The organism is Xylanibacter caecicola (assembly GCF_013166515.1).
GTDB lineage: Bacteria > Bacteroidota > Bacteroidia > Bacteroidales > Bacteroidaceae > Prevotella > Prevotella caecicola.
The window spans coordinates 42,688-55,049 of record NZ_JABKKJ010000002.1; the positions used below are offsets into that span (position 1 = coordinate 42,688).

Sequence of the window (12,362 nt, forward strand, 5' to 3'; positions counted from 1 at the left end):
ACACCTGGAATTATGAAAAAGACAATGTTTGTTCTTTGCACCTTTGTGTTGCTTGTGGCAACATCGTGTGCAAGAAAACCGGCAGACGGACAGACGCCGGGGATGTGGTATGAAAACGATGTTACAAAGGTAAAGAAGACGTTTAAGGTTGCCGGCTTTGAGAAAATAGCGCTGGCAGGCAGTGTGGATGTGAAGTATGTTCAGGGCGACACCATGTCGGTTGTTGCCGGAGGGTCGGAGGATATGGTGGAAAGGCTCGATATAACTTCCGATGGTACAACCCTGCGCGTAAAACAGAAAGACAGCAACGGTATACACATTAATATAGGTTCGAAAAGTGCCGTGGTCTATGTAACGTCTCCGGATATCGTTGAAGTGACCGTTACAGGCTCGGGTGATTTCCGTTCGAAGAAGCATGTCGACACGGACAATATGAAGATAAAGGTTAAAGGCAGCGGCGACGTGTCTTTTTCCGACATAATATGCAACTCGCTCGATGTGTCGGTATACGGCAGCGGAGATGTGGAATTGAAAAAGGTCAAGTCGGCAAAGACAGGGCTTTTGGTTAAAGGCAGTGGTGACATAAGTGTCAAATTCGACGGTAGCGGTGATGTCGAGAGCAAGGTATATGGCAGCGGCGACATATCCCTTAAGGGTAAAGTGCGTTCGGAAAAGCATGTCATCAAAGGTTCCGGCGATGTACATACCGACAAACTCAGTAGTGGTTTGTAAAACAATGTCACATATTATAAAGTATTATTATAATAATGTAAAAAACTAAAATACTATAAAAAGTTTCATCATCTCGCCGATATTACATACCTTTGCGCATTGTTCAAATGGTAAAAGGCAGATGAAGTATGCTGTAATAGCTGCCGGTGAGGGTTCGCGGCTGGCGGGTGAGGGCATAGCAGTTCCCAAACCTTTGGTCAGAATTGGTGGCGAGTGTCTCATCGACAGACTTATACGTGTGTTTATGAATAACGGTGCCACGGAGATTGTCGTGATATGTAACGGTACGGCAATTCCCGTGAGTCGTCATCTGGAACATATTTCCAATGAGGGTTTGGACGGACATCCCGTACCATTACACTTTGTGGTAAAAAACACGTCCGGTTCCATGCACAGTTTCTATGAAATAAGCCGCCGGTTGAAAGACGGTCCGTTTTGTCTCACCACGGTGGACACGGTGTTCTGCGAAAGCGATTTTTCAAAATATATAAGTGAGTTCCGCAAGCTCGTCGACGGCGGTTTGGCAGACGGTCTTATGGGCGTTACCGGATATGTGGACGATGAAAAACCGCTTTTCGTGGGCGTGGATGACAATCTTGACGTGACGGGGTTTTACGATGACGAAAACGGATGCCGGTTTGTATCAGGCGGCATTTACGGACTTGTTCCTGCCGCAGTGGATGTTCTTGAACAGTGCATGGCGCGCGGAACAACGCGCATGCGCGACTTCCAGAGGGCAATGGTCGCCGGCGGAATGAAACTCAAGGCATACGCTTTTGATAAGATACTGGATATAGACCATGCCTCGGACATAGTAAAAGCAGAGAACTTTATACGCAAGTCCGTGCCATGACCCGTGTTCTTGCCATATACAGAGCCGAGCGTTTCTCGCCCAATTCGGTGGAACGTGACAAGGCTGTACTTGATGCCGCCGGCGAGAAGTTGCGGCGTCTCGGGCTTGATGTGGACTATGTAGGTGAACGCTTCCTTACACGGGATATGGATGCCGACGTGTTTCTTACAATGGGACGGGAGACGTCGACGACAGACATTCTTCATTACAAGGAGGCGTGTGGGGCGTTGGTGATAAATACTCCTGCTGCCATAAGGAGTTGTGCACGGTATGCGGTGGATGGCATGATGCGTGCCGCCGGCATACCGGCAGCACCATTGGAGGGTGACTTGGGATACTGGATAAAACGCGGAGATGAGGCTGCGCAGTGCCCCGCCGATGTGCGGTATGCCGCATGTGCGGAAGAGCGTGACATGATTGTAGACGGTTTTATACGTCGTGGCGTGGACAGGATGGTGGTTACAGCACATGTGGAGGGCGACCTCGTGAAGTTCTACGGAGTGCTCGGGACACGCTTTTTCAGATACTTTTATCCTACGGACGACGGTTGCCACAAGTTCGGCGATGAGCTTATGAACGGCAAGGCGCGGCACTACGATTTCAGGATAGAAAGCCTGTGCCACGATGCGGAGCGGCTTGCCTCGCTCGTGGGGACGGATGTGTATGGCGGTGACTGTATTGTCAGAAGTGACGGCAGCTATGCAATAATAGATTTCAACGATTTCCCCAGTTTCTCGAGATGCCGCGACGAGGCAGCCGATGCGATAGCAAGGCTTGTTGCAAGGCGTGCATGTCTCGGGACGGTAAATATATAATAAAAGAAAAAGATGAGTAGTTTTAAGGAAATGCTTCACGCATCGTTTAAGTCGGAAGATACCGAAGAATGGCTGGACGTGTACTTCACACGCCCCATAGGACTGGTCTTCGCACTGATGTGGAAGCGGCTGGGAGTACATCCCAACGCCATAACCGTATTGTCGATATTCCTCGGTGTAGGAGCCGGACTTATGTTCCGGCATACCGATTTGATGCATAATCTTCTTGGCGTGGTGCTCCTTATGTTTGCCAATTTCTGTGATTCTACCGACGGACAGCTTGCCCGCCTTACCGGAAAGAAGACGCTTGTGGGGCGTGTCCTTGACGGTTTTTCGGGCGATCTGTGGTTTTTCTGCATATATGCCGCTATATGTGTGCGGCTGATGAATGCCCCCATACCGGGCATGGAACTTTCGTGGGGCGTGTGGATATGGGTGCTTGCGTTTATGGCGGGTGTGATGTGCCATTCGCGCCAGAGTTCGCTTGCCGACTATTACCGCCAGATACACCTTTTCTTCCTTAAAGGAAAGGAAGGCAGCGAGCTGGATACCTACGCCGGACAGCGCGCCATGTATGAGTCGTTGCCGCGACGTTCGCTCCTCGCGCGTGCGTTCTATTATAATTATGCCAACTACTGTCGCAGTCAGGAAAAGCGCACTCCGCGTTTTCAGAAGTTCTTCAGAAAACTTTCCGAACGCTATTCCGAACCCTCGGAAATGCCCGAATGGCTACGCTCCGAATTCCTCTCCGGTAGCCGTCCGCTCATGAAATATACCAACATTCTGACTTTCAATGTAAGGGCAATATGTATCTACGTGACTTGTCTGGCAAATATTCCGTGGGTCTATTTCCTTGTTGAAATAACGATAATGAGCGTGTTGTATATCATGATGCACAAGCGTCATGAAACTCTTTGCGCAACATTAACAAACAAACTGGATGATTAAAGGATACATATTCGACTACGGCGGTACGCTTGATACGGGCGGATGTCATTGGGGAAAGGTGCTTTGGAGTGCATATATGAGGCATGGTGTGCCTGTGACGGAAGACCGGTTCCGTGAGGCATACGTATATGCAGAGCGGTTTTTGGGAAAGGGTGAGACCGTAAAACCCGGTCATACGTTCCGCAAGACTCTATCGATGAAGCTTGAAATAGAAATGAACCGGCTTGTTTCCACAGGCAGTTGGACCGCCGGAGAAGAAAAGATAAACCGGTTACATGAGGATATTCTCGAGGACGTATACGATGGTGTAAGGCGTGCGACGGCTTATAGCCGCGGTGTGCTGGAGAAGATAAAAGAGCGTTACCCCATGGTATTGGTAAGCAATTTTTACGGGAACATCAACACCGTGCTTGCCGAGTTCGGACTGGACTGCCTGTTCAACGGTGTCATAGAGTCGGCTGTGGTAGGCGTGAGAAAACCCGATCCGCGTATCTTCAGGCTCGGAACGGATGCTCTCGGATTAAATCCGGAAGACGTGATGGTTGTCGGCGACAGCTTTACAAATGACATTATTCCGGCAGCAGCGGCAGGTTGCCGCACGGCATGGCTGAAAGGCGAGGGCTGGACGGACGCAGTGTACGACGAGCAGTTGCCTGATGTTATAATCAAGGATCTCAGCCGGCTTCTGTCAGAAGTGTAGTATCAGATACCGGCAATGTTATAAACGAAAGATGAAAAGAATGAAGAAACTGTTGATATTGTTATTTCTCGTACTCTCTCATACCGTGGGGGCGCAGCGTATAACCGGTGTCGTTGTCGATGCCGTGACGGGAGACAGCATACCGTTTGCCAGTGTACAGTATAAGGGACATAAGCTTGCTGTTGTCGGCGAGGCATCGGGTACATTCTCTATAGAGCGCCACAACGGCTGGTCGATCACTTTCAGTGCGCTTGGATATAAGTCGGTGAAGATACTTATAGGTGCCAACACGCCTTCGGAGATGCGTGTTACACTGAAACCGGATGCGCGCGGACTGTCGGAGGTGAAGGTGAAAGGCAAGCGCGGAAAGTACAAAAGAAAGGACAATCCGGCGATAGCCCTCATGCGGAGGGTGATAGCTGCAAAGAAGAAAACACATCTCGAAAATCACGATTACTATCGTTATGACAAGTACCAGAAAATAACGCTTGCCGTAAACGACATACAGCCGGACGAGCTGGAGAAGGGCATGTTCCGTAACTCTAAATGGTACAAGCAACAGGTGGAGGTGTGCTCTCATAACGGAAAGCTCATCTTGCCCCTTTCTGTAGACGAGACGGTGACGCAGAACATATACCGCCGCGATCCGCAGAGCGAGAAAACGATAGTTAAAGGGCGCAGTTCAAAAGGTGTGAACAGCTTGATAGAGACAGGAGAGATATTGAACACGATGCTGAAGGACGTTTTTAAGGATGTGGATTTGTATGACGACCAGATAAACCTGCTGCATAAACGCTTTATAAGTCCTATAGGGCGCGATGCCATTTCGTTCTATCGCTATTATATAGAAGACACGGTGTATGTGGGCAAGGACAAATGTTTTCATCTTCAGTTTCTGCCCAACAACCCGCAGGACTTCGGTTTCAGAGGCGAGATGTGGGTGCTTGCCGACTCTACGTTGCACGTTAAACGCTGTGACATGACACTGCCTCAGAACACGGCGGTGAACTTTGTCGAGGGACTGAAAATCAATCAGGAATACAGCCGGTTGCCCGGTGGCGACTGGGCACTGACTACGGACGACATGGTAGTTGAGATGTCTCTACTCAATTTTCTTACAAAGGCAATAGTGATGAGGACAACGCGCAACAGCGGATATTCGTTCGAACCGTTGCCCGACAAGATGTTCCGCGGCATGGCAAAGGAGCGTTTCGACCCCGATGCGATGATACAAGGGACCGATTTCTGGAACCGTAACCGTAGAGCGGAGTTGTCGAAAAGCGAGGCGTCCATGGACGAGTTTATAAGCAATATGAAGAAAAGCAAGAACTTTGGATTTGTGCTTTTCGCCGCAAAGGCTTTTATAGAGAACTTTGTCGAACTGGGTAACGAGAAACATCCCAGCAAGATAGACCTCGGTCCTGTAAACACGTTGATAAGCAAGAACTTCATTGACGGAGTGCGCACGCGTATCAGCGGACAGACAACAGCTAACCTTAATCCGCATTGGTTCTTCTCCGGCTACTATGCAAGAGGATGGGACAGCAAGAAAAACTATTACAAGGGAGAGGTGACATACTCGCTGAACAAGAAGAAATATCTGCCCCGCGAGTTTCCGAAACGTACGCTGACGTTTACTTCCGCATACGATGTGTACTCGCCGTCGGACAAGTTTGTGACAACGGATAAGGACAATGTGTTCACTTCGTTCAAGTGGAGCGAGGTGAACAAGATGATGTTCTACAACCGCCAACAGCTTGCATTTGAGTATGAGACCGACTGGGGACTGAGGTTTATGACAAGCGTAAAGACCGAAGGGAACGAGGCTTGTGGAGAACTTTTCTTTGTTCCGTTGTCGTCGGAAACGGGGAGCGGGGACGTTGCAACGCATGGAAAACTGCGTACAACGGAAATACATGCCGAGCTGAGATATTCTCCCGGTGAGTCGTTTATCAACACCAAGCAGCGGCGAATACCTGCAAATCATGACGCTCCGGTGTTTCAGATAGGACATACTGTCGGTGTTAAAGGCTTCATGGGCGGTGAATATAACTACAACTTTACTGAAGCGAGCATATACAAACGTTTGTGGCTTGGCAGCTGGGGCAGGTTGGAAACGCGTCTCAAAGGCGGGGTGCAGTGGAACAAAGTACCTTTCCCACTGTTGATAATGCCTGCCACAAACCTGTCGTATATCGTGAACGATGAGACGTTCAGCATGATAAACAACATGGAGTTTCTAAATGACAGATATGCCAGTCTGCATCTTTCGTGGGAGCTTAACGGCAAGATACTCAACCGCATACCGCTGATACGCAAACTGAAGTGGCGCGAGTCGGTGGGTTTCAACTGCCTTTGGGGGTCTCTGAGCGACAAGAACAATCCGTTTGTAGAGGCTAATGCAGGCGACGGCAGACTGATGTATTTTCCCGAGGGGGCATACGTAATGGACGGCAGCAGACCGTATATGGAGTTTACGGCAGGCATACATAACATTTTTAAAATTCTGCATGTGCAGTATGTAAGAAGACTTAGCTATCTCAGTCTGCCTACAGCACGCAAGCACGGAGTGCGTTTCACGCTCGAATTCTCGTTCTGAGAAAGAGGCTTGATTGCGTCCGGCTTGTATCATCTTTGTAAAAGACAAACCTATAATCACATACTTATGAGAAAGATAAAGAACCCGTGGACCGGTGCGGAAGGTTACAATTGCTTTGGTTGCAGTCCGGAAAATCCGCTTGGAGTGCATATGGAATTTTATGAGGAAGGCGATGAGATAATAAGTTTCTGGAAGCCTCGTCCCGATTATCAAGGCTGGATAAACACCATGCACGGCGGCATATTGTCCACGCTTATTGATGAGACCGCCGGTTGGGTGGTGTTCCGCAAGTTGCAGACAAGCGGTGTTACGGCACGTCTTGACGTGCGGTATAAGAAGCCGGTTATGACCACCGAGCCGCAAATAACGTTGCGCGGACGCATTACCGGGCAGAACCGACGTCTCGTTACAGTAGAGGTGACGCTGGAAAATGCAAAGGGAGAGGTGTGTACCGAGGGCACTGCCACATACTATGTGTTTGAAAAGGAAAAGGCACATGCCATGGGATTTGTATCGTGCGACCTGGAAGGTGATGAACTTCTGCCACTGTAGAAGATAAAGACGTATAAAAAGAAAAAAGGTTCAAGAGTGTTTCACAACAGTCTTAAACCCTTTTTTTCTAACTAACTTATTATCAACTATTCATTACTCATTCTGAATTTGCATTGCAAAGATAAGTCTAAAAAACAGATTTTGTATGTTTTTTACTTAAAAAACATACGTAAACGTTTGCGTATTAAGGCATTTTTTGATACTTTTGCATTACACCATGTCATTGTTACAATGATGCGCATTGTCTTTTTACGATATTGTGTAATGTGTACGGATGCGTGTTTTGTGCCGATTGTGTGGCGTGAAACGTTAACCTTTATGATATGAGACAACAAAGAACCTCCTTGAAAGACCTTGCCAAACAGCTTGGTGTAAGCATTGCCACGGTTTCAAGGGCGCTGAGAGACAGTCATGAAGTTGGTGACGATATGAAACGGCGCGTGCAGGAACTTGCAAAGAAACTGAACTATAGACCTAATCCTTTTGCACAGAGTTTGCGAAAAGAAGCACCGAGAATAATCGGTGTTGTGGTGCCCAACCTTGTTTCCCATTATTATGCGGCGGTGGTGGACGGCATAGAAGACTATGCCACAAAGGAGGGATATTCGGTTGTGGTGATAAACAGCCATGAAGATCATGAGCGTGAGGAGCGTGCCATAGACAACTTTATCAGTATGCACGTGGAGGGGATAATAGCGTGTCTGGCGCAAGATACAGTAGATTATACTCACTTTGAGGATATCCACCGCATGGGCATACCGCTTGTCTTTTTTGCCCGGACGTGTCTTCCCGACCTGTTCTCGTCGGTTACTGCAAATGGAGATGAGGCGGCACGGCTTGCTACAAGTCATCTTATAGACACCGGAAGCAGGCGTATTGCATTTATAGGAGGTCCGAATCATCTTGATATGGTGCGCCGTCGCAAGCATGGATATCTTGAGGCGCTGCGCGAGAACGGCATAAAAATAGACCGTACGTTGGTGGTTTGTGACAAAATAGACTTTGAGGTTGCCCGCGAGGCGACCATGCGTCTGCTCACCCGTGATGACCGTCCCGATGCTATTCTTGCCTTCAACGACATTATAACATACGCCGCTTTCGACGTAATAAAAAACATCGGATTGAGAATTCCGCAAGATGTGGCGATAATAGGATTTACGGATACAGACACGGCGGTGTTTGTCACGCCAAAGCTTTCGGCGATAGTAGACAGATCATATGAGACGGGGTGCCGTGCCTGTGAGTTGCTTTTGAAAAACATTGGCGGTGATAAGCACATATACAGAGAGGTTGTTCCCATGATGCTTAAGATAAGGGAAAGTTCCAAAAAGGGATGATGCACATGCCGCTATGCCGTTTGTTGATAGAGCTTGGGCATAGCGGTAAAAAACAAAAAGCTTATAATAATAGGCAAACAATGTTATTTTTTTAGGCATTGTTTGCAAGAACATGCTATCTTTGCAAAACTTACGGGCATGGCGGCATACGACCGTTGTGCCTGTTTATATGAATAACTTAATATAAATAATGTAATATGAAGAAGTTTTTGACATTTATTATGGCGTCAGGATTTGCTGTTTTCATGGGTTCTTGCGGCTCGTCAAAGAGTGCGGCAGCGCTGTCAGCCATCGGCGGAGAGTGGGACGTTATGGAGATAGACGGTTCTCCTGTGAAAGTAGTAGAAGGGCAGGATGCACCGTTTATGGGCTTTGATGTGGCTGGCAAACTGGTGTATGGAAGTGCAGGATGCAACCGTCTTACAGGCGGACTTAATGCCGATGCCAAGACCGGAAAGATTAACTTCGGTGCTCTCGGAAGCACACGTATGATGTGTCATGACATGACAAATGAGGACAATATGCTGCGTGCGCTGGGCGAAATCACCGGATATAAGATAAAGGCTGACGGCACAATGACTTTCGGAAATGATGCAGATAAGGTGCTGATGGTGCTGAAGAAGCGTGCCAAATGATGACCGGTGATTTGAAAAAATAAAAGTGTGCCCGAAGAAGCGTCTGACACTGATGCTGCGACGGGCACACTTTCAATATATACGTTTAATTTTGAACATCTACTTATTGGTCTGATCCTGTGAAAACACAATACCCACTTTCTTATAACCCAATGCTTTCATCATCTTTGTGAACTGCTGTTCGGCATTTTCACGGGCATTTTCAATGTTTTCTTTTGTAAGGCATCGCTTGCGCATCGATGTGTATGCACGCATGTAGAGAGCTTCGCGGTCGGCATCGGTCCATTTTCCCGACTCGAAGAACGACTGTGTCTTAGCCTCGTCAATGAAGTCTTCGTCAAGCAGTTCCACATCGGGAAGGTGCATCGTTATGCTGTCTCCCGTCGCTGTTATCCAGTGCGGCTTTACCTTGTGCATGTTTATTCCGAGCCTAAGACGTCCGTAATAGATGCGTATCAGGTGGTCGTCTGAGAAGAAACCGCGTCTTGTTGTGTCTGCCATTTCCTCGTCTGTGACAGTCAGAAACTCCCATTCGCCGATTTCCTTCATTGCCGTGATGTGTGCCTGAGTTATGTTTATGGTGTCGTTGACAACTGTTTCGATCCTGTCTTTTGAGCACGACCGTACAGTCCAAACCGTTATAAAGACTATTGCCAGCACCGTAATGATGCCCGCTGTCAACGCCACCCGCGACATCAGACCTTTCATCAGGAACAGTGTCTGTATGCCTTTCCATTTCCTGTTTCTATTCCTTTCCATTTTCAATGCCGTTGTTTATCAATATTTGCGGAATGTCTTCGAGCGAGAATTTCTTGCGGAATGTTACGGTGATGTTCTCTTCCTTAAAGCCCATCTGCTCTATCATGGGTATCAATATGCGTGCTGCACTTTTCTGTGCCATGTCTATTATGCCGGTCTGTGGTATCGATGCTATTATCGATGCACGTCCCTGCTGCTCGTATGATGCCATTTCAGCATCGCTGAAAGCCCCTCTCAGGAGCGGCACCTGCTTCTTTATTTCCTTGTGATTGATGCGGCTTGACGTAAGCTCCACTTTGGGATCGGGTAGTATTATTTCGATCTTGTCACCTTTTCTCCTTATGTTTTTCTCGCTGAAGTCCGAAAAATCGACATACGCTTTCAGTGTGGCGTCCATCGGAATTGCTATCTTCCGCTCGCCTAAAGGCAGCGTTATGTCAAACTGTTGCTGAAGGAATGTGCCGCTAAGTTTCCTTGTGTCGTTGTGTGTCACAATCTTGTGTATGTGATACTCTGCCGTATACAGTTTCGAACAGTTCTTTATAACGGTAAGCATCATAGGTATCGTGTCGGCAGGGATATCCTTTCCCGCTCCTGTTCTCTTGCCGGAGCAGGCATAAAGTGCCGTAAGACACATTGCCATGTATATCAGTATATGTTTCATAAATGCGTTTTAAATATTTTATTCTATCTTATGCAAAGATAGTGCCAACCGAATGCAATGAAGCTTGCTTCGAATTGCTGAGGCGCCACCTATCTTATACAAAGATACGAAAAAGCACTTATAAACGTTCTGAAATGCTTTAAAAAACAGTTTTTCGCTTTGTGTTTAGTGTGATTTGCACTACCTTTGCAGTCGTATAAAATTATATTTATGATGAAAAACAGCATCAGGATGCGGCTGATAATGCCGTCGCTCATTGCCCTGTTGGCAGTTGCCACGTCGTGCAATGAGAAAAAAGAGACTACGGATATCATTGCCCCGAAACCGGTAAAGAAGGCTCCTGCCGCTCCCGTAAGAATGCAGGACTATACTCACAGCGAAGATGTGGAGTGGTTGGGAAAGACATATAAAGTGGTGATATCGCGCAGTGTGGACGGTGATTCGCCTGTCTTTGATGACGGTACGGGCACGAAATACCATGACAACAAGATACTTCTGCAGGTGCTGAGAGATGACGATACGTCGTTTTTTGAACGTAGTTTCACCAAGAAAAGCTTTTCGCAGTATTTGGAAGAGAAGTATCTCGGCAGCAATACTCTGTTGGGACTTGTCTTCGTAAAGGCAGAAGGAGACAATCTCGTGTTCTCCGTCAGTGTCGGTTCTCCCGATGCTCTCAGTGACGAGTACGTGCCTTTGTCGCTCGTACTGTCGCGCATGGGCGCGCTGACAGTAAAGAAAGACGTGCACATTGAAACATCCGCACCTGACGCAGAGGACGAGGACGGGGTTTAAACGTTCTCTTTCCCGTTTGCAGGCAAGTGCGGAAGATGTGGAGTATTGAATGCTTTAGTTTTTTTTCTTAACGCCTCTTCGATGCGTGCGGACATTTACAAGAAAAATGTCCCTACCTTTTGGGAAATATATGCGGATGTGTTTATCCCTGCATCCGCATATTTATTATGTTATTTAAGTTCCAGTTCTACCGGACAATGGTCCGACCCCATGATGTCTGTATGTATCTTTGCACCGGCAAGACTGTCTGTCAGACGATTTGAAACCACAAAGTAGTCTATGCGCCAGCCGGCGTTCTTGGCACGCGCAGAGAAACGGTACGACCACCAGGAGTATATGTTCTCCATGTCGGGATAGAAATATCTGAACGAGTCTGTGAAGCCACTTTCGAGCAGTGTGGTGAACTTTCCGCGTTCTTCATCGGTAAATCCGGCATTCTTTCTGTTTGTTTTCGGATTTTTAAGATCAATCTCTTTGTGTGCCACATTGAGGTCTCCACATACGATTACGGGCTTTTTCTCGTCAAGCATCAGCAGGTACCGGCGGAAATCGTCCTCCCATTTCATACGATAATCAAGCCTTTTCAGTCCGTCCTGAGAGTTGGGAGTATATACTGTTACAAGGTAAAACGTATCCATTTCGAGGGTTATCACGCGTCCTTCATGATCATGTTCGTCTATTCCCAGTCCGTAAGTGACGTTCAACGGCTGATGTCTGGTGAATATGGCAGTGCCGGAATAGCCTTTCTTTTCGGCATAGTTCCAGTACGATTGGTAGCCTTCGAATTGCAGATCCAGCTGTCCTGCCTGCATCTTTGTTTCCTGCAAGCAGAAGAAGTCGGCATTCAGCTGCTTGAAAATCTCGCTGAATCCTTTTCCTTCACAGGCTCTAAGTCCGTTCACGTTCCAAGATATTAGTTTCATTCTTTATTGCTTTTTTATGTTATTTCGATGCTTTGTTTTTACTGTCTGCACTA

The 12,362-nt window shown here is 47.5% G+C and carries 13 protein-coding genes; 10 read left to right on the plus strand and 3 right to left on the minus strand.

The window, feature by feature from the left end; genetic code table 11:
• Positions 1–12: 12 nt before the first annotated feature.
• From HPS54_RS01900 to HPS54_RS01940, 9 genes are all read left to right on the plus strand, one after another.
• Positions 13–732: a head GIN domain-containing protein gene (locus tag HPS54_RS01900; RefSeq protein ID WP_172343787.1), complete on the plus strand. Its 720-nt coding sequence runs from the start codon at positions 13–15 to the stop codon at positions 730–732.
• A gap of 121 nt (positions 733–853) precedes the next feature.
• The gene (locus HPS54_RS01905) at positions 854–1,585 is read left to right on the plus strand and encodes a sugar phosphate nucleotidyltransferase (protein WP_172343788.1); all 732 of its coding nucleotides are present in this window, start codon (positions 854–856) and stop codon (positions 1,583–1,585) included.
• Positions 1,582–2,400 (plus strand): ATP-grasp domain-containing protein, encoded by an 819-nt coding sequence (locus HPS54_RS01910; protein ID WP_172343789.1) that lies wholly within the window; start codon positions 1,582–1,584, stop codon positions 2,398–2,400. The genes HPS54_RS01905 and HPS54_RS01910 overlap by 4 nt, the downstream gene beginning before the upstream one ends.
• A gap of 12 nt (positions 2,401–2,412) precedes the next feature.
• A complete protein-coding gene (locus HPS54_RS01915; RefSeq protein ID WP_172343790.1) occupies positions 2,413–3,348 on the plus strand; it encodes a CDP-alcohol phosphatidyltransferase family protein in 936 nt (311 codons plus the stop codon).
• Positions 3,341–4,048 (plus strand): HAD family hydrolase, encoded by a 708-nt coding sequence (locus HPS54_RS01920; RefSeq protein ID WP_172343791.1) that lies wholly within the window; start codon positions 3,341–3,343, stop codon positions 4,046–4,048. The genes HPS54_RS01915 and HPS54_RS01920 overlap by 8 nt, the downstream gene beginning before the upstream one ends.
• Before the next feature lie 31 nt (positions 4,049–4,079).
• Positions 4,080–6,647 (plus strand): DUF5686 and carboxypeptidase-like regulatory domain-containing protein, encoded by a 2,568-nt coding sequence (locus tag HPS54_RS01925; protein ID WP_172343792.1) that lies wholly within the window; start codon positions 4,080–4,082, stop codon positions 6,645–6,647.
• Between the two features lie 66 nt (positions 6,648–6,713).
• The gene (locus tag HPS54_RS01930; protein WP_172343793.1) at positions 6,714–7,199 is read left to right on the plus strand and encodes a PaaI family thioesterase; all 486 of its coding nucleotides are present in this window, start codon (positions 6,714–6,716) and stop codon (positions 7,197–7,199) included.
• Positions 7,200–7,522: 323 nt separating this feature from the next.
• Positions 7,523–8,536 carry a LacI family DNA-binding transcriptional regulator gene (locus HPS54_RS01935; RefSeq protein WP_172343794.1) on the plus strand — a complete coding sequence of 338 codons (1,014 nt, stop codon included), beginning with the start codon at positions 7,523–7,525 and terminating at the stop codon, positions 8,534–8,536.
• A 197-nt stretch (positions 8,537–8,733) separates the two neighbouring features.
• Entirely contained in the window at positions 8,734–9,171 is a 438-nt protein-coding gene (locus HPS54_RS01940; RefSeq protein ID WP_172343795.1) for an META domain-containing protein, read from the plus strand.
• Positions 9,172–9,270: 99 nt separating this feature from the next.
• Here the strand turns inward: HPS54_RS01940 and HPS54_RS01945 are convergent, their stop codons facing one another.
• Both HPS54_RS01945 and HPS54_RS01950 read right to left on the minus strand, forming a co-directional pair.
• A complete protein-coding gene (locus HPS54_RS01945) occupies positions 9,271–9,930 on the minus strand; it encodes a DUF4230 domain-containing protein (protein ID WP_172343796.1) in 660 nt (219 codons plus the stop codon).
• Positions 9,917–10,594: a DUF4230 domain-containing protein gene (locus HPS54_RS01950; protein WP_172343797.1), complete on the minus strand. Its 678-nt coding sequence runs from the start codon at positions 10,592–10,594 to the stop codon at positions 9,917–9,919. The genes HPS54_RS01945 and HPS54_RS01950 overlap by 14 nt, the downstream gene beginning before the upstream one ends.
• Positions 10,595–10,804: 210 nt before the next feature.
• Between HPS54_RS01950 and HPS54_RS01955 the strand changes: the two genes are divergently transcribed.
• A complete protein-coding gene (locus HPS54_RS01955) occupies positions 10,805–11,386 on the plus strand; it encodes a DUF4738 domain-containing protein (RefSeq protein WP_253951906.1) in 582 nt (193 codons plus the stop codon).
• Positions 11,387–11,556: 170 nt separating this feature from the next.
• On the opposite strand, the gene HPS54_RS01960 is transcribed toward HPS54_RS01955, so the two are convergent.
• On the minus strand, positions 11,557–12,309 hold the full coding sequence (locus HPS54_RS01960; RefSeq protein WP_172343798.1) for an exodeoxyribonuclease III: 753 nt from the start codon (positions 12,307–12,309) through the stop codon (positions 11,557–11,559).
• Between the last annotated feature and the right edge of the window lie 53 nt (positions 12,310–12,362).

Bases quoted from the DNA above. Each gene is read 5' to 3' on its own strand.
- HPS54_RS01900 (WP_172343787.1), top strand. From the start codon at position 13: ATGAAAAAGACAATGTTTGTTCTTTGCACCTTTGTGTTGCTTGTGGCA.
- HPS54_RS01905 (WP_172343788.1), top strand. From the start codon at position 854: ATGAAGTATGCTGTAATAGCTGCCGGTGAGGGTTCGCGGCTGGCGGGT.
- HPS54_RS01910 (WP_172343789.1), top strand. From the start codon at position 1,582: ATGACCCGTGTTCTTGCCATATACAGAGCCGAGCGTTTCTCGCCCAAT.
- HPS54_RS01915 (WP_172343790.1), top strand. From the start codon at position 2,413: ATGAGTAGTTTTAAGGAAATGCTTCACGCATCGTTTAAGTCGGAAGAT.
- HPS54_RS01920 (WP_172343791.1), top strand. From the start codon at position 3,341: ATGATTAAAGGATACATATTCGACTACGGCGGTACGCTTGATACGGGC.
- HPS54_RS01925 (WP_172343792.1), top strand. From the start codon at position 4,080: ATGAAAAGAATGAAGAAACTGTTGATATTGTTATTTCTCGTACTCTCT.
- HPS54_RS01930 (WP_172343793.1), top strand. From the start codon at position 6,714: ATGAGAAAGATAAAGAACCCGTGGACCGGTGCGGAAGGTTACAATTGC.
- HPS54_RS01935 (WP_172343794.1), top strand. From the start codon at position 7,523: ATGAGACAACAAAGAACCTCCTTGAAAGACCTTGCCAAACAGCTTGGT.
- HPS54_RS01940 (WP_172343795.1), top strand. From the start codon at position 8,734: ATGAAGAAGTTTTTGACATTTATTATGGCGTCAGGATTTGCTGTTTTC.
- HPS54_RS01945 (WP_172343796.1), bottom strand. From the start codon at position 9,930: ATGGAAAGGAATAGAAACAGGAAATGGAAAGGCATACAGACACTGTTC.
- HPS54_RS01950 (WP_172343797.1), bottom strand. From the start codon at position 10,594: ATGAAACATATACTGATATACATGGCAATGTGTCTTACGGCACTTTAT.
- HPS54_RS01955 (WP_253951906.1), top strand. From the start codon at position 10,805: ATGATGAAAAACAGCATCAGGATGCGGCTGATAATGCCGTCGCTCATT.
- HPS54_RS01960 (WP_172343798.1), bottom strand. From the start codon at position 12,309: ATGAAACTAATATCTTGGAACGTGAACGGACTTAGAGCCTGTGAAGGA.